Annotated in this window: 20 protein-coding genes; 8 read left to right on the top strand and 12 right to left on the bottom strand. The window is 62.8% G+C overall.

What is annotated here, in order from left to right; translation table 11 throughout:
* Positions 1-18: 18 nt before the first annotated feature.
* A complete protein-coding gene (ileS, locus tag AC0VX3_RS23020; protein ID WP_475522473.1) occupies positions 19-2,979 on the bottom strand; it encodes an isoleucine--tRNA ligase in 2,961 nt (986 codons plus the stop codon).
* 355 nt (positions 2,980-3,334) lie between these two features.
* On the opposite strand from ileS, the gene AC0VX3_RS23015 reads away from it, so the two are divergent.
* Positions 3,335-4,642, top strand: a complete 1,308-nt coding sequence (locus AC0VX3_RS23015) for a glycosyltransferase family 87 protein (protein ID WP_475522472.1) — start codon at positions 3,335-3,337, stop codon at positions 4,640-4,642.
* On the opposite strand, the gene AC0VX3_RS23010 is transcribed toward AC0VX3_RS23015, so the two are convergent.
* From AC0VX3_RS23010 to AC0VX3_RS23000, 3 genes are all read right to left on the bottom strand, one after another.
* The gene (locus tag AC0VX3_RS23010) at positions 4,618-5,559 is read right to left on the bottom strand and encodes a DMT family transporter (RefSeq protein ID WP_475522471.1); all 942 of its coding nucleotides are present in this window, start codon (positions 5,557-5,559) and stop codon (positions 4,618-4,620) included. The two genes, AC0VX3_RS23015 and AC0VX3_RS23010, sit on opposite strands and share 25 nt — an antisense overlap.
* A complete protein-coding gene (locus tag AC0VX3_RS23005) occupies positions 5,556-6,554 on the bottom strand; it encodes a bifunctional riboflavin kinase/FAD synthetase (protein ID WP_475522470.1) in 999 nt (332 codons plus the stop codon). Before AC0VX3_RS23005 ends, AC0VX3_RS23010 begins: the two co-directional genes overlap by 4 nt.
* A gap of 199 nt (positions 6,555-6,753) precedes the next feature.
* On the bottom strand, positions 6,754-7,200 hold the full coding sequence (locus tag AC0VX3_RS23000) for a MaoC family dehydratase (protein WP_475522469.1): 447 nt from the start codon (positions 7,198-7,200) through the stop codon (positions 6,754-6,756).
* A 251-nt stretch (positions 7,201-7,451) separates the two neighbouring features.
* Here AC0VX3_RS23000 and AC0VX3_RS22995 point away from each other — a divergent pair, with 251 nt between their 5' ends.
* The gene (locus tag AC0VX3_RS22995; RefSeq protein ID WP_342891051.1) at positions 7,452-7,835 is read left to right on the top strand and encodes a response regulator; all 384 of its coding nucleotides are present in this window, start codon (positions 7,452-7,454) and stop codon (positions 7,833-7,835) included.
* A 195-nt stretch (positions 7,836-8,030) separates the two neighbouring features.
* Positions 8,031-8,696, top strand: coding sequence for a chemotaxis protein (locus AC0VX3_RS22990; protein ID WP_342891050.1), 666 nt, complete (start codon positions 8,031-8,033; stop codon positions 8,694-8,696).
* Between the two features lie 83 nt (positions 8,697-8,779).
* On the opposite strand, the gene AC0VX3_RS22985 is transcribed toward AC0VX3_RS22990, so the two are convergent.
* Together AC0VX3_RS22985 and AC0VX3_RS22980 are read right to left on the bottom strand one after the other, a co-directional pair.
* Positions 8,780-11,902 (bottom strand): efflux RND transporter permease subunit, encoded by a 3,123-nt coding sequence (locus tag AC0VX3_RS22985; RefSeq protein WP_475522468.1) that lies wholly within the window; start codon positions 11,900-11,902, stop codon positions 8,780-8,782.
* Positions 11,899-13,272, bottom strand: a complete 1,374-nt coding sequence (locus AC0VX3_RS22980) for an efflux RND transporter periplasmic adaptor subunit (protein ID WP_475522467.1) — start codon at positions 13,270-13,272, stop codon at positions 11,899-11,901. The genes AC0VX3_RS22985 and AC0VX3_RS22980 overlap by 4 nt, the downstream gene beginning before the upstream one ends.
* Positions 13,273-13,538: 266 nt before the next feature.
* On the opposite strand from AC0VX3_RS22980, the gene AC0VX3_RS22975 reads away from it, so the two are divergent.
* Entirely contained in the window at positions 13,539-14,111 is a 573-nt protein-coding gene (locus AC0VX3_RS22975; protein ID WP_475522466.1) for a TetR/AcrR family transcriptional regulator, read from the top strand.
* Positions 14,112-14,149: 38 nt separating this feature from the next.
* On the opposite strand, the gene AC0VX3_RS22970 is transcribed toward AC0VX3_RS22975, so the two are convergent.
* Positions 14,150-15,025 carry a TIGR01459 family HAD-type hydrolase gene (locus tag AC0VX3_RS22970; RefSeq protein WP_475522465.1) on the bottom strand — a complete coding sequence of 292 codons (876 nt, stop codon included), beginning with the start codon at positions 15,023-15,025 and terminating at the stop codon, positions 14,150-14,152.
* Positions 15,026-15,138: 113 nt separating this feature from the next.
* Between AC0VX3_RS22970 and mutL the strand changes: the two genes are divergently transcribed.
* Complete coding sequence (mutL, locus tag AC0VX3_RS22965) at positions 15,139-17,046, top strand: DNA mismatch repair endonuclease MutL (protein ID WP_475522464.1); 1,908 nt, start codon at positions 15,139-15,141, stop codon at positions 17,044-17,046.
* Positions 17,047-17,112: 66 nt separating this feature from the next.
* Entirely contained in the window at positions 17,113-18,042 is a 930-nt protein-coding gene (locus AC0VX3_RS22960; RefSeq protein ID WP_475522463.1) for an alpha/beta hydrolase, read from the top strand.
* A gap of 79 nt (positions 18,043-18,121) precedes the next feature.
* Here AC0VX3_RS22960 and AC0VX3_RS22955 read toward each other — a convergent pair whose 3' ends face one another.
* Positions 18,122-19,306, bottom strand: coding sequence for a porin (locus AC0VX3_RS22955; RefSeq protein WP_475522462.1), 1,185 nt, complete (start codon positions 19,304-19,306; stop codon positions 18,122-18,124).
* Between the two features lie 144 nt (positions 19,307-19,450).
* Entirely contained in the window at positions 19,451-19,918 is a 468-nt protein-coding gene (locus tag AC0VX3_RS22950; protein WP_475522461.1) for a nucleoside deaminase, read from the bottom strand.
* Between the two features lie 374 nt (positions 19,919-20,292).
* Here AC0VX3_RS22950 and AC0VX3_RS22945 point away from each other — a divergent pair, with 374 nt between their 5' ends.
* Positions 20,293-21,780 (top strand): pseudouridine synthase, encoded by a 1,488-nt coding sequence (locus AC0VX3_RS22945; protein WP_475522460.1) that lies wholly within the window; start codon positions 20,293-20,295, stop codon positions 21,778-21,780.
* Complete coding sequence (gene rsmD / locus AC0VX3_RS22940; RefSeq protein WP_475522459.1) at positions 21,777-22,379, top strand: 16S rRNA (guanine(966)-N(2))-methyltransferase RsmD; 603 nt, start codon at positions 21,777-21,779, stop codon at positions 22,377-22,379. Before AC0VX3_RS22945 ends, rsmD begins: the two co-directional genes overlap by 4 nt.
* On the opposite strand, the gene AC0VX3_RS22935 is transcribed toward rsmD, so the two are convergent.
* The 3 genes from AC0VX3_RS22935 to AC0VX3_RS22925 form a co-directional block, all read right to left on the bottom strand.
* Positions 22,326-23,021, bottom strand: a complete 696-nt coding sequence (locus AC0VX3_RS22935) for an MBL fold metallo-hydrolase (RefSeq protein WP_475522458.1) — start codon at positions 23,019-23,021, stop codon at positions 22,326-22,328. The two genes, rsmD and AC0VX3_RS22935, sit on opposite strands and share 54 nt — an antisense overlap.
* 433 nt (positions 23,022-23,454) lie before the next feature.
* Entirely contained in the window at positions 23,455-23,769 is a 315-nt protein-coding gene (locus AC0VX3_RS22930; RefSeq protein ID WP_342891038.1) for a hypothetical protein, read from the bottom strand.
* A 139-nt stretch (positions 23,770-23,908) separates the two neighbouring features.
* Positions 23,909-24,784 (bottom strand): patatin-like phospholipase family protein, encoded by an 876-nt coding sequence (locus AC0VX3_RS22925; RefSeq protein WP_475522457.1) that lies wholly within the window; start codon positions 24,782-24,784, stop codon positions 23,909-23,911.
* Between the last annotated feature and the right edge of the window lie 35 nt (positions 24,785-24,819).

The following is a 24,819-nucleotide window of genomic DNA, read 5'->3' as shown; positions in this document are numbered from 1 at the left end:
GGACGCAAGGCTTTCCGGTCAGGCCGTCGTGTGGGCGGCGTCCCATTCACGCAGGGCAGCAGCGTCGCGCGGGGTGACATCCGGATACTCCGGATCCGTGCCCACATCCGGCAGGATTTTCCACGAACGGGCACACTTGCGGCCTTCTGCCAGCCCCGGAACCACGGCAACACCTGCGGTGTCGTCAAGCGTGAACGCGCTTTCCGGTGCCGGATCGCCGGACAGGGTCACCTGGCTGGTGATGGCGATATCCGCCAGATCCCGGCCTTCCAGCGCGCCCATCAACTCCGGATCGGTGACATGCACCACCGGATGGGCCTCCAGGGAGGAACCGATCCGCTTTTCCCGGCGCTCGATTTCCAGCGCCCCCGTGATGACCCGGCGCACCGTCCGGATCTTTGCCCACTTTTCTGCCAGCGCATCGTCGCGCCAGTCGGAAGGCACTGCCGGGAACTGCTCCAGATGCACGCAGGCGTCCTCGCCATGGCGCGAAGTCCAGCACTCGTCCATGGTGAAGGGCAGCATCGGTGCCAGCCAGGTGACCAGACAGTCGAACAGCTTGTCGATCACCTGAAGCGACGCCTTGCGGCGGGTGGAAGACGCGGCATCGCAATACAGCGCGTCCTTGCGGATGTCGAAATAGAAGGCCGACAGCTCAACCGTCATGAAGGTGAACAGCTGGTGGAAGATCTTCTTGTAGTCGAATTCCCGGTAGCCTTCACGGACCAGCGCGTCCAGCTCCGTCAGCCGGTGCAGCATCAGCCGTTCCAGTTCGGGCATGTCGCCATGGGCGACTTCCTCACCGGTGGCATGGGCCAGCGACCCGAGCATCCAGCGCAGCGTGTTGCGCAGCTTGCGGTAACTGTCGACATTCGTCTTGATGATTTCCTGGCCGAGGCGTTGATCTTCCCAATAGTCGGTCGACGCGACCCACAGACGCAGGATATCGGCGCCGTACTGCTTGATGATGTCCTGCGGGAACACCTGGTTGCCCAGAGACTTGGACATCTTGCGTCCATCCTCTGCCATGGTGAAGCCGTGGGTCAGAACCGCGTCATAGGGCGCCTTGCCGCGGGTGCCGCAGCTTTCCAGCAGCGAGGAGTGGAACCAGCCGCGATGCTGGTCGGAGCCTTCCAGGTAGAGCACGTAATCGTTGCCGTCGTCCGGCTTGCGCTTCGGAGCGAGATCGGCGCGCTGTTCCATCACGAAGGCATGGGTGGAGCCTGAATCGAACCAGACATCCAGAATGTCGGTGACCATGTCCCAGTCGCCCGCCTGGTGGTCGTTGCCCAGGAAACGCTCCTTGGCACCATCCTCGAACCAGGCGTCCGCGCCTTCCGCGGCGAAGGCGTCCCGGATGCGCTGATTGACCGTTTCGTCCTTCAGGACCTCGGCGCTCTCCTTGTGGATGAACACGGTGATCGGCACGCCCCAGGCCCGCTGGCGCGACAGCACCCAGTCCGGACGGTTCTCGATCATCGAGCGCAGGCGTTTCTGGCCGCTGCCCGGCACGAAGCGTGTTTCGTCGATGGCTGTGAGCGCGCGTGCGCGCAGGGTGTCGCCTTTTCCGGACAGGTCCTTGTCCATATAGACAAACCATTGCGGCGTATTGCGGAAGATCACCGGTTTCTTGGAGCGCCAGGAATGCGGATAGGAATGGGTCAGACGGCCCAGGCCGATCAGGTTGCCCGCTTCCTTCAGCTTTTCGATCACGGCCTTGTTGGCCTTGCCCTTTTCACCCTTGTGGGTGATCACTTCAAAGCCTTCGAAGCCGGGCGCGTCCTTCGTATAGAAGCCGTCGTCGGCAACCGTGAACGGGATCGCCGAACTGATGCCGCGCGCCTCCAGGTCGGCACGATTTGCCATCCAGATTTCAAAGTCGTCCGTACCGTGGCCCGGCGCCGTGTGCACGAAACCCGTGCCGGCGTCGTCGGTGACGTGATCGCCGTCGAGCAGCGGCACGTCGAAGTCGTAGCCTCCCAGGTCGAGGCTCTCGAGCGGGTGCGCGCAGGTCACGGTTGCAAGCTCTTCGGACGTGACCGCACGCAGACGCTTGAAGTCGGTGATGCGGGCATTCTTGAAAACATCGTCGGCAAGCGCATCGGCCAGCATCAGCTTGTCGCCCTGCTGCACCCAGTTGTCGTCCGGCAGACCGTCCTGCGTGACTTCAAAGATGGAATAGGCGATCCGCGAGGAATAGCTGATCGCCCGGTTGCCCGGAATGGTCCAGGGCGTGGTTGTCCAGATGACGACGGCGGTGTCCAGAAGCTGCTCGACGGCGACGTTATCGCTGCCGCCCGCGCTGATTACCGGGAACTTCACCCAGATCATGTCGGACTTGTGGTCGTGATACTCGATCTCGGCCTCGGCCAGCGCTGTCTTTTCCACAACCGACCACATCACCGGTTTGGAGCCGCGATAGAGCTGCCCGGACATGGCGAACTTCATCAGTTCCTGCGCGATCACCGCCTCGCTTTCGAAGCGCATGGTCAGATAGGGATTGGCCCAGTCGCCCTCGATGCCGAGCCGCTGGAATTCCTTGCGCTGGACATCGATCCAGTGCTCGGCGAAGTCCCGGCATTCCTTCCGGAATTCGTTGATCGGCACTTCGTCCTTGTTCTTGCCCTTGGCGCGGTACTGTTCCTCGATCTTCCATTCGATCGGCAGGCCGTGACAGTCCCAGCCCGGAACGTAGTTGCTTTCAAAGCCCATCATCTGCATCGACCGGGTGACGATGTCTTTCAGCGTCTTGTTGAGCGCGTGGCCGATATGGATGTTGCCGTTGGCATAGGGTGGGCCGTCATGAAGGATGAACTTGTCCCGGCCCTTGCCCTGTTCGCGCAGTTTTTCGTAAACCTGAAGGTTTTCCCAGCGGGCCAGGATTTCCGGCTCCTTCTTGGGAAGGCCCGCGCGCATGGGAAATTCGGTCTGCGGCAGGTTGAGGGTTTCTGAATAGTCGCGTTTGTCTGTCTCGGTCATCGTATGGTCGATCCGCTCGTTCGGGCGCAAGGCCCGCAGCTGATAAAGAGGTTTCTGCCCGCCTGTCGCCAGGCTGCAATTTGACTGCTGGTGGAGCCCGGTCCCTGGCGCCGCGTTGCCGCGTCAGCCGAAGGCCGGGCAAGTAATTCGCGAAATCGCGATCATCGGCAGGGCGCTGATTATGAGAAGCTGCTGGTGCATGGCATGGGACATAGCAGCACTTGGTTCCTGAATAAAGATGTTCCGGAAATCCGGGCGCCGATTGTCTTGCCCGCGGCGGACACGGCTGCGCAATTCCGCTGCGGGGTAACCGAATGTGAATGTCTGTCGGGCAGGGTCGCGGCAGGCGAACGGTATGACGGACGAAAACGCACGGGTCATGGCATCTATTCCCAAAAACACTGCGGACATCGCGGCTGCGGATCCGCGCTCCGGTTTCTGGCACCGCGCGGTGCGGTCCGGCGACTGGTTCACCTGGGACCGGATCGGCTTCGCATGCCTGTGTTCCGCGACCGGTTTTGCCGCAGGCCTGATCTGGATGCTGGCCATTCCCAACACCTATGGCGCGCCCAACGGCACCTTGCTGATGGATTATCTGAGTTTCTGGCTGGCGGGTGGCCAGGCGCTCAACGGAACGCCCGAGCTGGCCTATGTTCCGGTGGAATTCGCGGCCATCCAGAAAGACTTTACCGGCGCCGACACGGTGTTCGGCTTCTTCTATCCGCCGACGTTTCAACTCCTGCAGGCCGGTTTCGCCCTGTTGCCCTACAAGGCCGCCTTCGCCACGTTCATCGTCCTGACCACCGGGATGTTGTGCCTGGCTTGCCGGATGATCACCGGGGCCTGGCTTCTGGCCGTGTGTCTCATTCTCGTTCCCGCTTGCGCCAACAACGCCTTTCACGGGCAGAACGCCGCCCTGACCGCTGCGCTTTACGGCTTTTTCCTGGTGGGCATCGAGCGTCAGAAGATGATCCTGGCCGGTGCCGCGCTCGGTCTTTTGACCATCAAGCCGCAACTCGGCATCCTGGTGCCGGTTGCCCTGATCGCAAGCGGAAACTGGCGCACGTTCCTGAGCGCGTCGGTAACGACGCTTGTGGTCGCGGGCGCCAGCGTGGCTGTCCTGGGTGCCGGTGTCTGGCTGGTGTTCTGGCAGCAGGCGCCGGTGGCCGCCGCGATGATGGAGCTCGGCGGCGTGGAATGGGGCAAGATGGTGTCCGTCTATGGCGGCCTGCGCCTGCTCGGCCTTGCCCATGGATCCGCCATGGTGGTTCAGGTCGTGGTCGGCCTCGGCGCCGCGGTTTGCGTCTGGCGCGCCTGGCGCCGGTCCGAGACGATGGCGGTGCGCTCGGCCGTTCTGGTCGGCGGCGCGCTTCTGGTGACGCCGTTCGCGCTGTCCTACGATCTGACGCTGCTGGTGGTGCCCTGCGCCTACCTGATCCGCGACGGGCTGAAATCCGGTTTCCTGCCGTATGAAAAGGCGGTGCTTGCCCTGGTCATCGTGTTGTCCGCCTCGACCAGCCCGCTGGCCGTCTGGCTGGGTCTGCCCGTGGCACCGCTGCTGCCGCTGCTGGTGATCTGGCTCGGGCTGCGCCGGATGGATCAGGCGCCTCGACCGCTGGTCGGAATAGACGACCCTGCTCAGACCTCGGCGATCGCGGGCTGACCCTTCGATTTCCGTTTGCGTTCCCTGTGGGCGATATAAAGCCCGCTGCCGATGATCAGGGCGATGCCGATCCAGGTCGGCCCATCCGGAAAATCCGAAAACACGAGATAGCCGAACAAGGTCGCGCTGACGATCTCGATATATTGCAGCGGTGCCAGCAGGCTCGCGCTGCCGCGCTGGAAAGCGGCGACGACCAGACCGTGAGCCGCGAATGAAATCAGCCCGATCAGGGCCAGAAACCCGACCTGGCTGCCGGACGGCACCAGAAACGTCATGTCTTCAATCCCGGCGAGGTTCGCGGCCAGCAGCGCGGTGCCGAGCATCAGCGAGCCGGACAGGCCGGCGCTGAACTGTATGGTCAGGAGGCCGTCGGTCACGGGATAGAGCCGGTTGAGCAGAAGATAGAAGGAAAACAGAAACGCCGTCGCCACGGGCAGCAGGCTGACGAGCCCGATCTCGGCGAGATTGGGCCGCAGGATGATGATGGCGCCAACCAGGCCGACCAGAATGGCACCGATCCGGCGGATGCCGACCTGCTCCTTCAGGATCAGCGCCGCGAGAATGGTCAGCACCATCGGCTCCACGAAGAAGATCGAGATTGCGGTGGCAACCGACATGAATTTCACGGCGGTGAAAAAACACAGCGACGCGGCGGCCAGAAAGATGCCGCGCAGATAGTTGATCACCGGCTGTTGTCCACGCAGACGCGCGAACCGGCCTGTCGCGAGGGCCAGGATCAGACAGATCAGGAACTGGAAGAAAAACCGGCCGAAGGTCACTTCCAGCGGCGGCAGGTCCGTTGACAGGTACTTGGCGATGATGTCCATCACCGGAACGATCAGCATTGCCGAACTCATCAGGGCGATGGCCGCAAGCGGGTTCTGGTCCACGAGTGAAGGTGGGGTGCTCGCTGTCACCCGGAGACATCCAGCAGCAGGGTGTCGATTTCGGACAGGGGCTGCATCGAGCCCAGGGCTGCTCTGGCTTCGGCGCTGTCCTGGTCCATCTGGGTGATCAGCGCCTCGGCACTGTCGAATTTTTCCTCGCCGCGCAGATAGGACACCAGGTGCACCCGGAGTGTCTGTCCGTAGAGATCGCCGGAGAAATCGAACAGGTGGACTTCGAACAGGGGAGCGCCATTGTCGAAGGTCGGACGGCGCCCGTGACTTGCGACCCCGTCATGCCAGCGCCCGCCTGCCTTGACCTTGACCGCGTAAATGCCGTGCCGCAGCGGGCAGTCAGCGGCAAGCGCAAGGTTTGCCGTCGGATACCCCAGGTCCCGGCCGCGCTTGTCGCCCTGGCGCACCTCGGCCTCTAAGAACCAGCGATAGCCGAGCAGGCCGTTCGCCTGGGCAATGTCACCGTGTTCGAGACTGTCGCGGATCCGGGTGGAGGAAATGACTTCCGCGCCTTCGTCCTCTTCACGCTGGACGATCGTCACGCCGAAGCCGTGGTTCGCACCGGCGCTGCGCAGGTAGTCCGGTGTGCCCTGGCGGGCCCGGCCGAAATGAAAGTCATATCCGGTGACCGCGTGCGAAATGCCGAGCGTGTCGATCAGGATATCCTGGACGAAGGCATTTGCCTCGATCCCGGCGAATGCTCTGGTGAAGGGCAGGATCAGCGCACCGTCGAGGCCGCAGACACGCAGCAGGTCGAGTTTCTGCGCCGGCGGCGTCAGCCGGAACACCGGCTTTTCCGGATTGAACACCGTGCGCGGGTGCGGTTCGAAACTCATGGCATAGACCGGATGGTGCGTGCCATGGCCGAGACCCATGGCGGCGTCGAGCACCGCGCGATGTCCCCGGTGTACTCCGTCGAAATTTCCGATGGCGACGATGCCGCCTTTCAGGTCCGCCGGAAATCCGTCAAGGCTTTCGGCAACGTGGAACCCGGAGGAAACAGTTCGGCTCATGCGGCAAACCTTCGCGCAACGTAACGGCCGGGACACGTCGGTGAGGCCGACATGTCCGGGAGGATGAGCAGTCACAGCGGTCTGCGGCAGAACGCAGATCACCGTTGCTGGCGTGGAACCTGCCGTCAACAACTGAAAAGGTCAAGTCGGCGGATCGGGAGAATGGCGTGCTTCTGAATGCCGCGCAGGCAGGGGCGTGTCAGGAGCCGGAGCGGTCGTCGTCGCGACCGGGCACCTTGACGAGAGCCTCGCCTTCCAGAACGACGGTCTCCTCGACGCTGCATATGCAGGACAGGCGCGCACGGTTGCCGCGCTCCATCAGTTCCTCGACGGTCACGGTCACCTTGACGTTGTCACCGATTCGCACCGGCGCCTTGAAATTGAGGGTCTGGGAAAGATAGATCGCACCCGGACCGGGCAGTCGGGTGCCCAGGACCGCGGAAATCAGGCTGGCGGTGTAGAGCCCGTGCGCGATGCGTGTCTTGAAGGGCGTTCTGGCGGCGAAATGCTCCGACAGATGGATGGGATTGCGGTCCCCGGACACTTCCGCGAAGCCCACGACATCCGAAGAACTGACATGTTTGACAAGTTCTTCACTCAGTCCGACGGACAGGTCTTCGAAACAGAGTGTTTGGAGCTCAAGCATTGCAAGTACCGCCATTAATTGTCTTTTTTCAAGCAACGCGAACGCTAGGCTCCGCAAGGTTTTTTCGCAATTGTGCTTTGGGCGAAGAAAAAAAGCTTCGTTATTAACGGTCTTTTCAGGGGCGCCGGTTAAATTGCGTTGAGTGTGGGGAGGCGAGGACACAAAGATTGTGTCACTCTCCTTCGAAGTCATAACGCGTTTCCACCGGCCCACGGCCAGGGGCCGCGCCAGTTGACAGTATGGAGTAGACAATGGCCCTTGATCTTCAGATGCCGGTCCTCGTGGTCGATGACTACAAGACGATGATTCGCATCATTCGGAACTTGCTCAAGCAGCTTGGATTCGAAGACATCGATGATGCCGCGGACGGCACCGAAGCGTTGGAAAAAATGAAGCAGCGCCGTTATGGCCTGGTCATTTCCGACTGGAATATGGAGCCGATGACCGGTTACGAGCTGCTGAAGCAGGTTCGTGCCGACGGCAGCCTCAGCAAGACACCATTCATCATGGTCACGGCTGAGTCCAAGACTGAGAACGTCATCGCCGCCAAAAAGGCCGGCGTGAACAACTACATCGTGAAGCCCTTCAACGCACAGACGCTGAAGGGCAAGATCGAGGCGGTCTTCTCCGAGTGAATTCTTGCTGCTGGCGGAGGTCTGCGCGAACACGCATCTCCGCCAGTGCCTGAAGGGTGATCACGACTGGCTCGGACTTGCCGATCAGGCAGGCCGGGTTCGTCTTGACGCATCCGCAACGAAATAGCGGCACCTGACCCTGGGTCCGTCCTCGGAAGAAAAAACGACATGGAGAGGCACGACCAGGTGGCTAACATGAAACAGGAAAACATCGCCCGCGTCATCGATTTTCTTGAAGAAAACAAGAATCGAGAGGGAGAGGTTTCGTTTACCGACGTGATGCATCTCGCTGAGGTCATGTCGGGATCCATGTTCGACTTTCTGTCGACCGTCCAGCCGGCTGTAACCGAAGAGCTGACGGCGATCGCCAAGGAAATCACGCGCATGAAGGAGGAAATCTCCGCCTTGCGCGCCAACGACATGACCGGCAACAAGATACCGGGTGCCGGCCTTGAACTGGATGCGATCGTGGCAGCCACGGAGGAAGCCACGAATTCCATCATGGAAGCGGCCGAAGAGATCATGGGCGCCGACGCCAGCGACCCGGCAGCCTATCAGGAGCTGGTCAGCAACAAGATGATCGGCATTTTCGAGGCCTGCACCTTCCAGGACATCACCGGCCAGCGAATTTCCAAGGTCGTTGAAACGCTCAACTATATCGACGAACGTGTGAGCGTGTTCATTTCGCATCTGCGCATCCCCGAGGATATCGAGGCGGCCATCGAGGAAACCGACGAGGAACGCCGCAAGCGCGAGCTGATCCTGCACGGACCGCAGCATTCCGGAGAAGGTGTCTCCCAGGACGACATCGACGCCATGCTGGGCGACGCGCAATCGGACATCGACAAGCTGTTCGACTGATCCGGGAACACACCAAGAATTCGAAAAAGGCTCTCCTCTGGAGGGCCTTTTTTATTGGGCGCCCTGACAGGAAAATGCCCGTTCTACCGGGTGGCAGCCCCTGCCTTCCGATGCGCCTTGCGCTCCGCGGCCAGCGATGTCAGGCCGAAATCGTCCAGGATCGTGTAGAAGGCGGGCACCACGAACACGATCATCAGCGTCGTGCCGATCAGGCCGAAGGAAATCGAGGTGACCAGCGGGACCAGGATCTGGGCCTGGGGGCTGGTTTCGAACAGCAGGGGCAGCATGCCGGCGATCGTGGTGACCGAAGTCAGCAGGATCGCGCGGAACCGCGCCTTGGCGCCCAACGGGGCGATGTCGGCGACATTCTCCATATCCGGGGTATGTTCGTTCTTGATAAAATGCACCAGCAGGATGGAATCATTGACCACGATCCCGGCCAGGGAAATGAAGCCGAGCATGCTCGGCAACGCGAAATCGATGCCCATGAGCAGGTGGCCCCACACCGCCCCGATCAGCGCGAACGGGATCAGCACCATCACCACGACAGGTTCGATGTAGCTGCGGAACTGGAAACTCAGCAGGATGAAAACGAAGATCAGGCCCGTGCCGAGGGCGGCCGCCATTGACGCCTGGGTCTTGGCACCTTCAGCGTTCTGGCCTTCCGTCGATGCCGTCAGGCCGGGATAGCTCTCCAGCAACTGCGGGACAAACACGTTTTCCGTGTCGTTGACGACTTCGTTCGCGTTGGCGGTTTCCAGATGCACATCGCCCGTCACCGTCACGGTCGGAAGGCGATCGATGCGATTGATCCGCGTGTAGGTCCTGTCGGAGAGGATTTCAGCAACGCTGCCGAGCGGAACCCTGTGGCCGGACGGGGTCTCGATGGTGAAACGTTCCAGGTCCCCGAGGCTGTTGCGGTCCATGCCGGACAGGCGCACATCGACTTCGAAACTTTCCGCGCCGACCTGAACCTCGTCCGCCGTGATCCCGTTGAAGGCGCCCTTGAGCTGGTCGGAGATCGCTTTGGCATCAAGTCCGACCGCACCGGCACCGTCCCTGAGCGACAGCGCCAGTTCCGGCTTGCCGAGACTGAGGTCGTCGGAGACGTTGTAGACGCCGTCATAGCCGTTCAGCCAGTGCTGCAGCTCCTGCGAGGCCAGGTCGAGAACATCCAGGTCCTCATGGGCAAGCCGCAGTTCGATGGCCCTTCCCGCCGGCCCGATACTGGATTCGGTGAGAATGTTGCGGCGCACATCCAGCGTTGCGGGCAGCTCCTGCTGCCATCCGGCCAGGATTTCCTGATTGCCCGCATCGCGCAGGTTGCCCTCCAGCAGGTCCACGTTGACGGTCGCCAGATGTCCGCCATTGGTGCCCGCGTCACTGTTTTCGTTGAAGCGCACCAGGACATTCTTCAGGAGCGGGGCTCCGTCCGGATTGCGCGGCGAAAGCTGCGCGTCCGTGCGTTCCAGCGCGGCGATCGTTTCCGCCACGATTGTTCTGGTGTCGTCAAGCGCCGCGCTGGCGGACAGTTCGATCCGGGCTTCGATCTGGTCGCCCTCCACATTGGGGAAAGCCTGGAACTTGACCAACCCGCCCGCAAGAAGCGCCAGCGTGCTCAGGAAGAGCATGATGCAGATGCCGACCGTGAAATAGCGGTTGCGCACGGACCAGGACGCGCAGGGCCCGACCACATGATCACGCAGCCAGGACATTCCGATTTCCGCCGATTGCGTCACCCGGTTGGGCCTGTCCGCCGCGCCATGGGACAGATGGTTCGGCAGGATGAGGAATGCCTCGATCAGAGAGATCACGAGCACCAGCAGCATGACGATCGGGATCACCCGCAGAATGTCGCCGAGATCGCCGCTGAGGAAGGCGAGCGCACCGAAGATCGCCACCGTCGTCAGAAACGAGGACACGACTCCCGGAGCAACCTGCGCCGTGCCTTCGATCGCCGCGTCGAGCGCGCCGAGGCCTTGCTGGCGTTTGGTGGCGATGTTTTCCGAAATCACGATGGCGTCGTCCATCATGATCCCGACCACGATCAGAAGCGCCACCATCGACAGCATGTTGATGGTCAGGCCGGTCAGCGCCATCACGGCAAGAGCGCCGAGGAAGGAGACCGGCAGCCCCATGCCGATCCAGAAGGCCTGCCGTCCGCCGAAGAAGATCCACATCGCGGCGACGACGAGCGCCAGACCCTGGCCGGAGTTCTTGACCAGCATCTGGAGCCGGTCCTTGAGCACGATCGAACCGTCGTTGAGGAGGGTCAGCGTCACGCCCGGCGCGGTGCGGGCCTGTTCTTCCTCGACAAAGGTCTGGACCCGATCGACCACCTTGATCAGATCGTCGCTTCGGGTCTTGGAGACATCGAGAACCGCGGCCAGCCGCCCGTTGAGCCGGGTTTCCACCTCGACGTCCTCGAACAGGTCCGTGATCGTCGCGATGTCGCCAAGCTTGATCTGGCCGCCTTGTGCGGAGGAAGCGACGATCACGGACGAATACGCATCCGCCGCCAGCCGTTCGTCCGCGAAGCGCAGCAGGATCGAGCCACCCGCCGTCGTGATCTCGCCCGACGGGGTGTTGATGTTCTGCCGGGTGAGGGTCTCGGCGATCTCGGTGAGGGTCAGGCCGATTTCGCGCGCAGCCGCGTCGCGGACCTCGATCCGGAACTGGCGGTCGGAAAACCCCGAAATCTCCACCTGGGGAATGCCGCCGAACCGGAGCATGCGTTCCTTGACCGCTTGTGCGTAGTTCTTGAGCTGCGGCTTGTCGCCGATGCCTGTGATGACCACCGACACCGCCGCGCTCAGACGACCGGACTCTTCGATGACCGGATCCTCGACAGCGTCGGGAAATTCGGAGATCGCGTTGATCTCGCGGTCGACGTCGAGCATCAACTGGTCGATGTCCTTGCCCTCAATGATGCGGACGGTCGCAAGGGCGAGATTCTCTCTGGAATCGCACCTGAGTTCGTCAATGTTTTCAATCCCGTCGAGCGCATCCTCGATCCGGCGGCAGACCGTGCGCTCCACATCCGCGGAGGTCGCGCCCGGATAGGCGACGGTAACGGTGATCTCCTTGATCGGGATCTGCGGAAAGGTTTCCAGCAGAAGCGCGGGCACATTCAAAAGGCCGAGAACGACCAGGCCTGCCATCAGGAGATTGGCGGCGGTCGGATGCCGGGCGAAATACCGGATCATCGCTTCGCCTCTCCGGCTTCCAACGGCAGTCCGGAGGCTTCCATCAGCCGGGCGCCGACCGTGTCGTCTTCAACCGGGGCAAGCAGCATGCCCTCGATGACGGGGGACGGGTCGCTCACGATGACCCGGGTGCCTGCGGGCAATGCGGCTTCAAGAACGACAATGTCGTCAATGTGATAGGCAACCTGAACACTCAGAAAGGCGAGGCGGCTGTCTGGCGAAACCGTCATGAGCTTGCCGTTCCGGACGGCATTGCGCGGCACAAGGATCTTGCCGTCCACCGTCGGCGCCGACAATTCAACTTCCGCGAACATGCCCTTGACGAGCGGCGGCTTGATACCGGGCCGAATGGTGTCATAGGGCTTTTCAACGGTGACGATCAGCCCGATCGAACGGGTGTCCGGATCGACCGTGTCGCTGACCCGTTTGACCCGTGCCTTCCAGTTGGCGTCCACTCCGACCGAGCCGACCATGACAGTCGCCGACAACCTGTCCAGCGAACGGCGGGCGCGCATCACGCCCTCTGCCGTATCCAGTTGACCGGGAAAGGCGAGATTGGCGAAGCCGGCCATGTTGGCCGGACTGATCTGGACGTTGATGTCGGCGGCCTCGATACCGTCCAGGCCGCCGATGGACGTGCCGGCTGCGACGAACTGGTCGATCTCCACGCTGACCTCCGACACGCGGGCTTCGAACGGTGCGCGCAGGCTGGTGCGGGCAAGGTTCAGCTTCGCCGTTTCCAGCCGCACCTCGTTCTTGCGCCTGGCCTGTTCCAGAGCCTTCTGCTGCACGGGATTGAGCGTGATGTCGTTTTCCAGGTCCTGGACCACGGACCGCTGCTGCAGGACGGCGGCTTCCTGGTTCTCGACCTGCTGATCGGAGATGACCTTGCGCTCGGCCAATGTCCTGAGCCGGGCCAGTTCCCGTTGCTCCAGGTCCAGAACGGCTTTCGCGATCTCCAGGGATTTTTTCTGCGTTTCAAGTGTGATCGAGAGCTCTTCCAGATCGACGTTGGCACTGGCGATGTCGGTTTCGGCCTCGGCGATTTCCAGCCGGTAGTCTTCAGGCGACAACCGGATCAGAACGTCGCCCTCGGCAACGAAGTCGCCGCGTTTGAAGCCGGGATTGATGTAAGTGACCCTGCCGGACACCTGCGCAATCGCATCGAGCGTGCGGGCCGGTTCGACCGTTCCGTACCCGATGACCCGCGGCACGAAAGGCCGCGGCTCCACCGTGACCACACGCACGACGGAGGCCGTTTCCTCGATTTCGGTCCGCGGAGGGGTGTCACGACCGCTGGCGGCGTAGAACAGCACAGCCGCGCCAACGAGGACCGGCGGAAGGATCAGGGCTTTGCGCAGCAGTGACACGGCATGTCTCCTGAATGTGAATGCGTTTGTCTCGACCGCAAGACCGGCGGCTGGCCAACAGACGGATATGATCGCACCAAGTCTTCCGACTGTAACCCGGCATTTTTCGCCGGCGGGCGTATGCAAGCGTATACTTGCAATAAGCTGTTTCCGTCTCGATTGCAAGCGCACGCTTGCCTAAGCCGTCCGGCAAGCTTAGCGTGCAAACGCACAGATGAAGATGACAGGGCATCGGATTGGTCCGGATTGGCCGGATGCGAGGGATTTTGGCGAAGAGTATCGATGTTTGCGAAGTCTATTCGGCAACGCTGGCGCTGTTCCGCGAACGCGGTTTCACAGGCACGACCACCAGGGAGATCGCGGCGCGGGCGGGTGTCAACGAGGTCACCCTGTTCCGGCGGTTCGGTTCGAAGGCGGCTCTCATGCAGGCGGCGATCGGCGATGCGATTGCCGATGCGCCTTTCGGACAGGTTCTGCCGGGCGACGACCCGCAAGCGGACCTGTGCGAGGTCGTGCGGGCGTATCTGGCCACTTACGAGAAATACGGGGGGCTAGTTCTGACCCTGTTTGCCCAGTTGCCGCATCACCCGGAGCTGTCCGGGATCGCGCCGACCCTGTTCAGGAACATGCAGAACGTTGCCGCGATCATGGCCGCGCATCAGCAGGGCGGCCGGATCCGGGCGGGGGACCCGGGCAGGTTCGCCGTGGAGCTGATCGCACCGCTCGCGGTGATCGGGATGATGAAGGAGATGGGCGCCGGGCCGGGACACAAGGATTTTGATGTCCCGGATTACGTCCGCACCTTCCTGTCCGGGCACGGAGCCTCGGCATCCGCTTGAACCGGCAGGGTTTCAGGTGCCGGGGCGCTGGCTTTGGGTCACCACCACAGGCGAGGCAACGCGGCCCGGGCGCGCAGGCCTTCTTCCGCCAGGCGGCGCCGGATGAGGTTTTCGTCCGGCGTGTCGCTGGGGCCGAAATCGGACGCATGAATGCCGGCGGTGATGAACAGCACGTCGATATCCTGAGAAACCGCACCGCGGATGTCCGTGGGCAGGCCGTCGCCGATTGCAAGAACGTCTTCCCTGGCCACGTCCTCGCCCGATAGTTTCGCCAGCCGCTGCATGGCCGCGGTATAGATGGGCGCGTGCGGCTTGCCGAGGATGGACACCTTGCCGCCCAGGTCTTCGTAGAGACGTGCCAGCGCGCCAGCGCACCAGATCAGCCGGTCGCCGCGTTCAACAACGATGTCCGGATTGGCACAGATCATCTGCAGGCCGCGATCGGCCAGTTTCTGCAGGCGTTCGCGATAGTCGTCCGGTGTTTCGCTCTCGTCGTCTACGAGGCCGGTGCAACTGATCGCTTCCGCCTCGTCGTCATTGCTCGTGAAGGTGGCCTCAAGGTCCCAGTAAAGCGGCTGGTCGCGATTCGGACCGATATGCAGCAGCGTCTTGCTGCCCTGGGCAACAAGCACTTCCCGGGTGACGTTGCCGGAGGTGACGATGTCGTCATAGGCTTCCCCCGGTATGCCGAGGCTGGCCAGCATCTCGCCGACCTGTTTGGCCGGGCGCGGGGCATTGGTGATCAGCACCACCTTGCCGCCGGTTTCCTCGCGATAGGTCCTGAGGGCTTTGTGCGCGCCTTCGAAAGCGGCTACACCGTTGTGAAGAACACCCCAGACATCACACAAAATACCCTTGTAGGATGGCGCGAGGGCATTGAGCCCGTCAACAAGAAGCGGTGCAGAAACGGTCATGGCGGGTCACTCGATTGCGGTGGGTCTGGTAAGGCTTACCAAGGAAGCGGGACAAACACGGCGCGGACCATATAGGAACATGCCGCGGTGCGAAACTGCGTAGAGAGAGTTTCATGAAAGTCAGGCAGCTTGGCGAACAGGTGATCAACCAGATCGCGGCCGGAGAAGTGATCGAACGGCCCGCCAGCGTCATCAAGGAACTGGTGGAAAATGCCGTCGATGCCGGAGCCACACAGATCGAGATTGTGACGGCCGCCGGTGGCAAGACGCTGATGCGGGTGTCCGATGACGGTGACGGCATGCGCCGGGACGACCTGCAACTGGCCATCCGCCGTCATTGCACGTCCAAGATTTCAGACGACGACCTGTTCGATATCCGCACGCTCGGGTTCCGGGGCGAAGCCCTGCCGTCCATCGGTTCGGTCGCCCGGCTGGCGATCCAGTCCCGCCACGCGGACGAGGACCACGCCTGGGCCATTGCGATCGAGGGCGGCAAAGAGCAGGCCGCTGTTCCGGCGGCGCGCACCAGAGGCACGCAGGTCGAGGTCCGCGATCTCTTCTTTGCGACGCCCGCACGGCTGAAATTTCTCAAGTCGGACCGCGCCGAGGCCGCTGCGATCACCGAAATCGTCAAGCGGATCGCGCTGGCCTATCCCGGCATCGGGTTTTCGCTGGCCGGTGCGGACAGGCAGGCGCAGAGCTGGCCCGGTGCGCGCGGCACCGACCCGCACCTCACCCGGATCGCCCAGATCCTCGGCAAGGCCTTCGTCGACAACGCCATGGAGATCGACGCCGTGCGCGAGGGCGTGCGGCTGAGCGGGTTCGCCGGTTTGCCGACCCATCACCGTGGCAACGCCCAGCACCAGTTCTTTTTTGTCAACGGCCGGCCCGTCAAGGACAAGCTGCTGCTGTCCGGTCTGCGTGGGGCCTATGCGGACGTGCTCGCCCGCGACCGCCATCCGGTGGTGGTGTTGTTCCTCGATCTTGACCCGGTGCAGGTCGATGTGAACGTGCATCCGGCCAAGGCCGATGTGCGCTTCCGGGACGGCCAGCTTGTGCGCGGGCTTCTGGTCGGTGCGATCCGGCATGCGCTGGTTCAGGCCGGTCATCGCTCGTCGACGTCCAATGCCGCCGTGGCACTCGATGCGCTGCGCCCGCAGGCGCCGGGCTACGCATCCGCGCCTGCGGGCAATGGTGCCGCCTATGGCGCCGAAACAGGAGCAGGAACAGGAGCAGGTGCAGGAGCAGACTTTGTCCGGTCCCATGCAGCGCCCCACTGGGATCCAGGGGCCTTTCGGCCGCTGGACACCGGGGGAGCCGCGGCAGGGTTCGCCGAACCGGTACAAGCGCCTTTCACCGGCCCGGGCGGTTTTGAGGATTTCGCGGTGCCGTCCGCCGATGCCCGGGCCCATGATGCGCCGGTCGAGATCGAGAAGACCCGCTTGCCGCTGGGCGCCGCCCGGGCCCAGGTGCACGAGACCTACATCATCGCACAGACCGGCGACGGGGTCGTCATTGTCGATCAGCATGCGGCGCACGAGCGTCTTGTCTATGAGCGCCTGAAAGAGGCGCTGGCCAGGAAAGACGTCGCCCGGCAGATGCTGCTGATACCGGAAATCGTGGAATTGCCGGAAGAAGATGCCGCCCGGCTGACGGAACGGGCGGAGGACCTTGAAAAGGTCGGTCTGTGTCTGGAAGCCTTCGGCCCCGGTGCGATCGCGGTCCGGGAGACGCCGGCGATGCTGGGCGACATGGATATCCAGGGCATGGTCCGGAACCTTGCCGACGAACTCGCCGAATGGGACACTGCGGATGGCTTGAAGGAGAAGCTGGACCATGTTGCGGCCACCATGGCGTGCCACGGGTCCGTGCGTGCCGGCAGGCGCATGCGCCCGGAGGAAATGGACGCGCTGCTGCGCGACATGGAGGCGACGCCGTTGTCCGGCCAATGCAATCACGGACGGCCCACCTGGGTGGAACTGAAGCTGACCGACATCGAGAAGCTGTTCGGGCGGAAGTAGACCAGGCTGATCGGCAGGCGCCGGCTGGGCGTATCTCTCGGAGCCACGCGGGATGGAGAAGGCTGCATGAGCGATACCGGAGCAAACGGGACTGGCGGGCGCGCGCCGCAGGCAGGTGGCGTGCTGCGGCGGGCAGCCGGGCTTCTGTCCGGTCCGGCGATCGTCGTCGTCATCGCCTATTGCATGGCGGCAGGCTACATGTATCTGAACCAGCGCGGCTTTGTTTTCGTACCGACAGGAACGCTCGCCGCCCCGGCGGAGAAGGGCCTTCCCGGTGTCGATGTTGAAACCGTCGCGATGGCGGACGGGACGCAGGTCGCCGTCTGGCGGGCCGGCCCCACGCGGCCCGGAGCGCCGACCGTCGTCTATTTCCACGGCAATTCCGGCAATGTCTCCAGCAGATCGAACCGCTTCAGGCGAATCCTGGACAGTGGTTTCGGCCTTTACGCACCAAGTTATCGTGGTTATGCCGGCAGCGAAGGCAGCCCGTCCGAGGCCGCGCTGATCTCCGATGCACTGGAACACTTCGACAGGGCCGCCCAGTCCGGTGCGCCCGTTGTCCTTCACGGCGAAAGCCTCGGGACCGGCGTCGCAACGGCGGTGGCCGCCGCGCGTCCCCAGGCCGGTCTGCTTGTTCTGGAAGCGCCCTACACCGCACTTGTCGATCTTGCGTCCGCGCAATATCCGTGGCTGCCGGTCACACTGCTGATGAAGGATCCGATGCCGACCCGCGACCGCATCGGCGATGTCGCGGCCCCGGTGCTGATCGTTCACGGGTCGAAGGACCGGCTCATCCCCGTCGCCCATGGCAGGGACCTGTTTGAACGGGCCGGGGACCCCAAACGCAGCGTCATCGTCGACGGTGCCGGACACGGGGATCTCTGGGACAAGGGTCTCTGGAGCGCCGTTTTGGAGACGTGGCGCGACACGCGGCGGTGTGCGTCTGACACAAAGCCGGGCGCACGCGATGAAGCTTTCGCTGTGGCGGATTGCTGACAGGAACCTGGCAGATTGCCGGACATGTGACCCGGGCCAATCGGCCCGGGCTGCGCAGAGGGGAACGCGAACAGCGTCCTCAGAAGGTCCGCTGAACGCGGAACGTGCCATACAGTTCGTAGGTGTCGTCGAGACCGGACGCGGTGTTGAAATCCAGATCGCGGTATTGCAGTTCCGGGCCCATGATGAAGCCGGAAACCGGTTCCCAGACCGCGTTGACGGTCGCGTCCCACTGGGTGAAATCATAGGCGTTGGTGCCGCCGTCCACGTTGTGGTAGCCGCCTTGCAGGTTGACTTCGATCGTATTGGTCAGGCCCAGGCTGACGCCGCCGAAAACGTTGATCGTCTTGGTGGTGTCGATGCCGTTGCCGACCACGACCGCATCGGTGATCCGGCTGTTCCAGCCCGTGGAACCGTAGGCGCTGGCGCCGTCGGTGTAGACGACCTGAAGGGCGGCACGGCCACCTTGCCCGATACCGCCGAACTTGACTTCGCCAGCCGCGCCGAGGGCCCAGCCGAGTTCGTCCTCGGAGCCGCCGCCGGTGCTGTTGACCAGTGCGTTGGAGTAGATCTGGTGCAATGCGCCCATGATCTGGACTTCACCCCAGCCCTGCTTGAGGGCAAGTGCGCCGGTGAAGTCCGGCATGCGCGTGCCGCCGTAGCCCTGTACGCCGTTGTTGAAGCCGACGCCGGCCTGCCTGTTGGCCCCGTCCTCGACGGCCACGGACGCGTTGAACCCGTTGCCAAGGGCGTAGGTGTAGCCGATCAGGTTGGTGTCCTGATCGGAGTAGGATTCAATCTGGGCGCCAAAGGAATAGCCGGTGAAGAAATCGAAATAGGACGATGTGAAACCGGCAGTCAGGCCGCCCCACTGGATATAGACGTTGTCGACCGAGAAACTCTCGGTGCCGTTCTGAACCTGCCCGTAGTAGCTGATATAGGAGCGCAGGGTTCCGAACTCGGTCGCCGTTCTGGCATCGAGATACAGATAGCCGCGTGTTCGCAGTTGCAGACCGTCGGCGCTGCGCGTGCTCCATGCGTTTTCTTTCTCGCCGAAATTGCGGAACCTGGTATCGACACGGACGCGGCCGCCGACGCGCAGGCAGGTTTCGGTGCCCGGAATGTAGTAGAAGCGCGAGCCGTAGGCATCGCAGACGCGAACGTAGTCAACCGGCTCCGGCGCGATCGGCAGGTCGGCGGATTGTGCAGGACTGGCCATGGCCAGGATGCCGGCGATCGATCCAAGAAGTGCGTGACGTGTCATTTCAAACTCCGAACTCATAGCGGAATGCCCCCGCACGCGATTGTGGCAGCGGTGGATGACAGCACAATCATCAGGTGGATCACATTTACACTTGTGAGTGTATTTCTGAGCAGTTGTTGCCTCCGGGCAACGCTGGGTGTGCGCTCAGCGCCTGGAGCTAAAAAAGGTCCTCAGCAGATTTGCAGAGGGCACCTCGCCAATTCCCGAATAGACATCCGGTGCGTGGTGGCAGGTCGGCTGACTGAAGAACCGGGTGCCGTGATCGACCGCCCCGCCTTTTTCGTCGCCCGCACCGTAATAAAGCCTGCGGATACGGGCAAAGGAGATCGCGCCCGCGCACATCGGGCAAGGCTCCAGCGTGACATAGAGGTCGCAGTCGGGCAGGCGCTGCGAATTCATTTCTTCGCAGGCCGCGCGGATCACCAGGATTTCCGCATGGGCGGTGGGGTCGTTCCGTTCCAGTGTGCGGTTGCCGTCGCGGGCAACAACCCGGTCCCCCAGCACGACGACCGCGCCGACGGGCACTTCTCCCCTGGAGGCGGCCTTTTTCGCCTCTTCCAGGGCCAGGTCCATGAAGGAGCCCTGGTGCACGCCGGTTGCCGGGCCGCTCATTGGATCTCGGTGCTGGTGGGGTCAATCGGGTTCATATGGATTTGTTTAGTCGGAATTGCGGATGCCGTCAGCCCCGGCAACCAATTTCCGCCGGGAAAAACAGGGTGGAATTTGTATCCGGAAAAGGCCGGCCATTTGACGATTGCTGAAAACAACCGATTCCCGAAAGGCCCAAGCTCTGCTATGACGCGCGCATGACGACAAGAAAATCACCTCCCCGGCGCCCGGCCGCATCAAAAGACCAGGGGCGCGACAAACGCACGGCGGAAAAACGCCGCCCGGCGCCGAAGGATGCGGCGAAGGCGGCACCGAAAGCCGTTGCGCATGGCTCCGACACTGCCCGAGACGGCGGAGAGCGGAGCGCCAAAAGAAAAATGTCGCCGAAACGCCCGGCCTCCACGAAGGATCAGGGGCGCGACAAACGCCGCCCTGCGTCGAAAGAGGCGCCGATGTCGATGCCGGTTGTCGCGGCCCGTGGTGCCGACGATACCGCGGAGCGCGGCGAGCGGATTGCCAAGGTGATGGCGCGCGCCGGTCTGTGTTCGCGCCGGGACGCGGAAAGCTGGATCGAAAGCGGCCGGGTCGAACTCAACGGCCAGGTGCTGACGACACCCGCGATCACGGTCACCGGCAAGGACAAGGTTGTCGTCGACGGCAACCCGTTGCCGACCCGCGAGCGCACGCGCCTCTGGCTTTATCACAAGCCCCGTGGCCTGGTGACCACCAACAAGGACCCCGAAGGCCGCCCGACCGTGTTCGCCCGGCTGCCGAAGGACCTGCCGCGGGTCCTGACCGTCGGCCGCCTGGACATCAATACCGAGGGCCTGCTGCTGCTGACAAATGACGGCGGACTTGCCCGGGTCCTGGAACTGCCGTCCACCGGCTGGCTGCGCCGCTACCGTGTGCGCGCCTTCGGCAGGATCACCCAGGCCGATCTGGACAGCCTGAAGGACGGGATCGCGATCGAAGGCGTGCTCTACGGCGCGATCGAGGCGACGCTCGACAAGGAGCAGGGCGGCAACAGCTGGATGACCGTCGGTCTGCGCGAAGGCAAGAACCGGGAAGTCAAACGCGTTCTGGAACATCTCGGACTGACCGTGAATCGCCTGATCCGTCTGTCCTACGGCCCGTTCCAGTTGATGGACATGCCCGAAGGCGAGGTCCGCGAGATCCGCGGACGTGTCCTGCGCGATCAGCTCGGTGAAACATTGGCCGAAGAAGCCGGCGCGGACTTCGAGGCGCCCCTGTTCAACATGTTCACGCCGGAGCCGGAGAAGAAGTCCTCCGGAGTGCGCCAGAAAAGCGGCCGCAGCGGTGACAGACCCTCCGGCGATAGAGCGCCCGGAGGCAGGGCAACTGGTGGCAGGAGATCCGAAGCCGGAGAAGCCGGAGCCCGATCCGCCGGCACAAGATCCGCTGGCACAAGATCCGCCGGTGCCAGAACGTCGGGAGACAGATCCACCGGCCAGAAACCTTCCGGCGAACGCCGTGAGGGGGGGCAGGGCAAATGGATGACCGCCCGCGAAGGCAAGTCGGAGACGGACCGGCACAAGGCGTCGAAGTCCAAACGTGCGGACAGCGCCCGCGCCGAGCGGGACAAAGGCGGCAAACCGGGCAAACGCAAGCCGTCCGGCCCGAAACTCGAAAAGGTTTCGCCGCGCTCGCAGTTCCGCATGACGTCGGCGCCGAGGCCGCGCAAGGACACTGCCCAGGACCGGCCCAGTCCTCCGTCGCGCCGGATCTGGGGTGACGAAGGGCTGGTGGAAGACAAGCGCCAGCAAACCAGAAGCGACATTGAAAAGCGCGACCGGAACGGTCCGCCGAAAGGCGGTAAAGGACCTCGGGGTGGAGGCCGTTCGTGAGAATTGTCGCAGGCCGCTTCAAGGGCGCAGCGCTTGCCGCGCCGAAATCCCAGGCGACACGGCCGACAAGCGACCGGCTGCGCGAGACGATCTTCAACATTCTCGCCCATGGCCTTGATGTCGACCTGACCGGTTTCCGGGTTCTGGATCTGTTTGCCGGCACCGGCGCTCTCGGTTTCGAGGCGATCAGCCGGGGCGCGCGTCACGGCACGTTCATCGAGGAAGGTGCGGAGGCCCGGGGCCTCATCCGCAGCAACATGGAAACGCTCGGGCTCAACGGCGCGGCCAAGATATTCCGCCGTGACGCCACGAAGCTCGGCGCGGCCGGCACCGTCGAGCCATTCGATCTGGTGTTCGCCGACCCCCCCTATGACCGTCAACTGGGTGAAAAGGCGCTGGCATCGGCCGCCCTGGGCGGATGGCTGAAACAGGACGCCATTTGCGTTCTTGAAGAGCGCGCCTCCGTGGAGATCGACGTCCCTGACGGATTTGAAGTTCTGGACAGCCGCAAGGCGGGCGACAGCCAGATCGTCTTCCTCAGGTTTTCAGGCGCCTCCGGGCATCATGACATAGACGGTCTGCCTGATCGGCAGGCTTGAGCGGCTGACAATCAGCGAAGGGCTCTGCGCCGGGACAATCTCGTAGCCGGCCTCCCGGGCGCGGCCCGTGAAGGCTTGCAGCGCTCCCGCGAAATGAAAATGCATCGGAATGACCATCGCTGGGCCGATGTCTTCCAGAACGTCCATCAGGCTGTCGAGCCGCAGGGTCGAGGAATTGTCGATCGCGGCAAATACGACGTTGATCTGGCCGAGCCGGGTCAGGTCCTCCCGGGTCAGCCTGTGGTGCAGGTGGCCGAGATGGGCAATGCACAGGTCCGCGACCTCGAAGATGAAGATGGAATTGCCGAGGCGCCGGTCTTCTCCGTCCCAGCCGCGGATGTTGGTCTGGATGTTACGGACCCGCACATCCCCGACCGTCAGGTCGTGGTCGATGGGGCCGCCCTTCGGGTTCCAGCCGAAAAGCAGTTGTTCGATGTTCGGGTCGGGATTGATGGAATGATGGGTGCTGTGGGCGCCGTTCATGGTCGCAATCGTGGGCGGCAGGAACGGACGGACGCTGTCATTGTAGTCGGTCGCGATCCGGATGCCCGCAGGGGTCTCGAGTTCGAAGGTGGAATGGCCGATATAGCGGATCTGGACCTCACCGGCCTGCAGGTCTGCCCGCCAGATCCGGAACGTCATCTGCGATCGGTGCGTTGAGGGGCGCCTTTGCAACAAGCTGGCAAACCGCATGGGCAGGCGAAGCGGCAATGAGGAGCGGGGCAAGGCTCAGCAGCGCGCATGATCGGCGCAGGAGGCCTCGTCGGGTGGGCAGAAACCTGAAAAGGGCGGAAAGAAGCAAAGCCATGGGAAGCCATCCGGGTTCGGGTCTACCTCATTAAGAGTAGCGGCCGGCACGGCGGTGGCAAGCCGTAATCAACACTCTTTGGTGTTCCTTGGAATTCGGCAGTATTCCTGGGATATTCAGGCCATTCCGGTGCCGGATTGCCTGAAATCCGGGGGCGGCGGTGTCCGGATGCCAAAAGAAAAGGCAACCAACTTGCAGGTGGGCTGCCAAGAAGGTTGCCTGAGGTGGGGGCGGGCGGGAGGAAGGACCAGCCCCGGAATGGTACGTTCAAACCACGTGAAGACTGACCGGGGCTTTGGCCCCCCTTGGACGGATGTCCATGTCGGCGTCCGTCGGTGTGGCGGATTTTGCCTGACGGAAGATCAGTTCGCCGGCGTGGCCTGCCTCGGTCACAAGCGCATGCTGACTGCACAGCGCGGCCAGGGTCAGGCCCAGACGGCGGAAATGGGCGCGGCGATAGCAATAGACGGCGAGAGCGGCCCGCTGGTCTTCCGACAACTGGCCTGCGACGTCGGTCACTGCATTGAAAGTTGTGTCCAGCAGCCGTTTCAGAAGATCGTCCGAAACCGGACAGCTTTCCAAATCTGAGGATCCTGATGGCGTCATTGGTTTGCTCCCGATACCTAAAGCAAACTATTCAGCAATAATGTTAACGAATTATTAAAGGGCAAGTTATTTTTAATAAATAGGAATTATCTGGTCAATTATACGAATGTTGCTGTCAAGTAACGTTCATAGGTTCTTTTATCAGATTTGTCAGTTGTTCCCGTGTAACTGCTCGCAGGGTTTCGGCCTTGTCGAGAATTCGTTCTGCCTTCATGAAGTCCAGCACGCGGATCGTATCATTCGGTGGCCTGACCAGGATATCCGGTTGTTCGAGCTTGAGTTTTTGCCTGGTGATGGTCTGCATCAGGATTTGCGACGAGCCGAACAGGGAATCCAGCATGCTGATATCGTCCCTTTCGTCCCGGGGCACCGGCGCGCCGACGACATCGACGGCAATCACGATGTCGCAGTTTGAGCGCAACCCGTCGAAAGGGAGCGGATTGACGACGCCGCCGTCGATCAGATGGCGGCCGGCATAGCGCACGGGACGGAAGATCGCGGGAATCGCGATGGAGGCGGCAAGCGCCGGCAGCAGCGGTCCGCTTTCGAAGTCCACTTCCTCGCAGCCGTAGAAATCGGTGGCGAGAATGCGCAGCGGAATCTCGAGGTCCTCGAAGTTGTCCGGCAGAAATTTGCCGATGAACACCTCAAGCACCCGTTCCGGATCGAACTGAATAGGGGCGGACCGGAACATGTCCACGAACCGCTTCGGCCTGAGCTGCCACAGGCGCGACAGGACGGAATTGCGGTCCGCGAATATTTCCAGTGCGAGTTCCCGGATTTCCTGGCCGCTGCGCCCGCCCGCGTAAGCTGCCCCCATGATCGCTCCGATCGACGTCCCGGATATCTGAACGGGTTTCAGCCCGAGATCGTCGAGCGCTTCAAGGACGGGAATATGGGCAAGACCGCGCGCCCCGCCGCCGCCAAGGGCAAGGCCGATGCGGGGAGATGCCGGGGGTGTTGCCTTTGGAGATGCCGGGGGAGGAGGCATGGTCAGGGTCCGGGCTCTGCTGTTCATGCAGGAGC

The organism is Roseibium sp. QJM3NY_11 (genome assembly GCF_056173175.1).
The sequence above is the reverse complement of the archived record's forward strand: the minus strand, read 5'-3'. Positions and strand labels throughout refer to the sequence as shown.

Coding starts and splice junctions, on each gene's coding strand:
- ileS (WP_475522473.1), bottom strand. CDS start 2,979: ATGACCGAGACAGACAAACGCGACTATTCAGAAACCCTCAACCTGCCG.
- AC0VX3_RS23015 (WP_475522472.1), top strand. CDS start 3,335: ATGACGGACGAAAACGCACGGGTCATGGCATCTATTCCCAAAAACACT.
- AC0VX3_RS23005 (WP_475522470.1), bottom strand. CDS start 6,554: ATGAGCCGAACTGTTTCCTCCGGGTTCCACGTTGCCGAAAGCCTTGAC.
- AC0VX3_RS23000 (WP_475522469.1), bottom strand. CDS start 7,200: ATGCTTGAGCTCCAAACACTCTGTTTCGAAGACCTGTCCGTCGGACTG.
- AC0VX3_RS22995 (WP_342891051.1), top strand. CDS start 7,452: ATGGCCCTTGATCTTCAGATGCCGGTCCTCGTGGTCGATGACTACAAG.
- AC0VX3_RS22990 (WP_342891050.1), top strand. CDS start 8,031: ATGAAACAGGAAAACATCGCCCGCGTCATCGATTTTCTTGAAGAAAAC.
- AC0VX3_RS22985 (WP_475522468.1), bottom strand. CDS start 11,902: ATGATCCGGTATTTCGCCCGGCATCCGACCGCCGCCAATCTCCTGATG.
- AC0VX3_RS22970 (WP_475522465.1), bottom strand. CDS start 15,025: ATGACCGTTTCTGCACCGCTTCTTGTTGACGGGCTCAATGCCCTCGCG.
- mutL (WP_475522464.1), top strand. CDS start 15,139: ATGAAAGTCAGGCAGCTTGGCGAACAGGTGATCAACCAGATCGCGGCC.
- AC0VX3_RS22960 (WP_475522463.1), top strand. CDS start 17,113: ATGAGCGATACCGGAGCAAACGGGACTGGCGGGCGCGCGCCGCAGGCA.
- AC0VX3_RS22955 (WP_475522462.1), bottom strand. CDS start 19,306: ATGACACGTCACGCACTTCTTGGATCGATCGCCGGCATCCTGGCCATG.
- AC0VX3_RS22950 (WP_475522461.1), bottom strand. CDS start 19,918: ATGAGCGGCCCGGCAACCGGCGTGCACCAGGGCTCCTTCATGGACCTG.
- AC0VX3_RS22945 (WP_475522460.1), top strand. CDS start 20,293: ATGTCGCCGAAACGCCCGGCCTCCACGAAGGATCAGGGGCGCGACAAA.
- AC0VX3_RS22935 (WP_475522458.1), bottom strand. CDS start 23,021: ATGACGTTCCGGATCTGGCGGGCAGACCTGCAGGCCGGTGAGGTCCAG.
- AC0VX3_RS22925 (WP_475522457.1), bottom strand. CDS start 24,784: ATGCCTCCTCCCCCGGCATCTCCAAAGGCAACACCCCCGGCATCTCCC.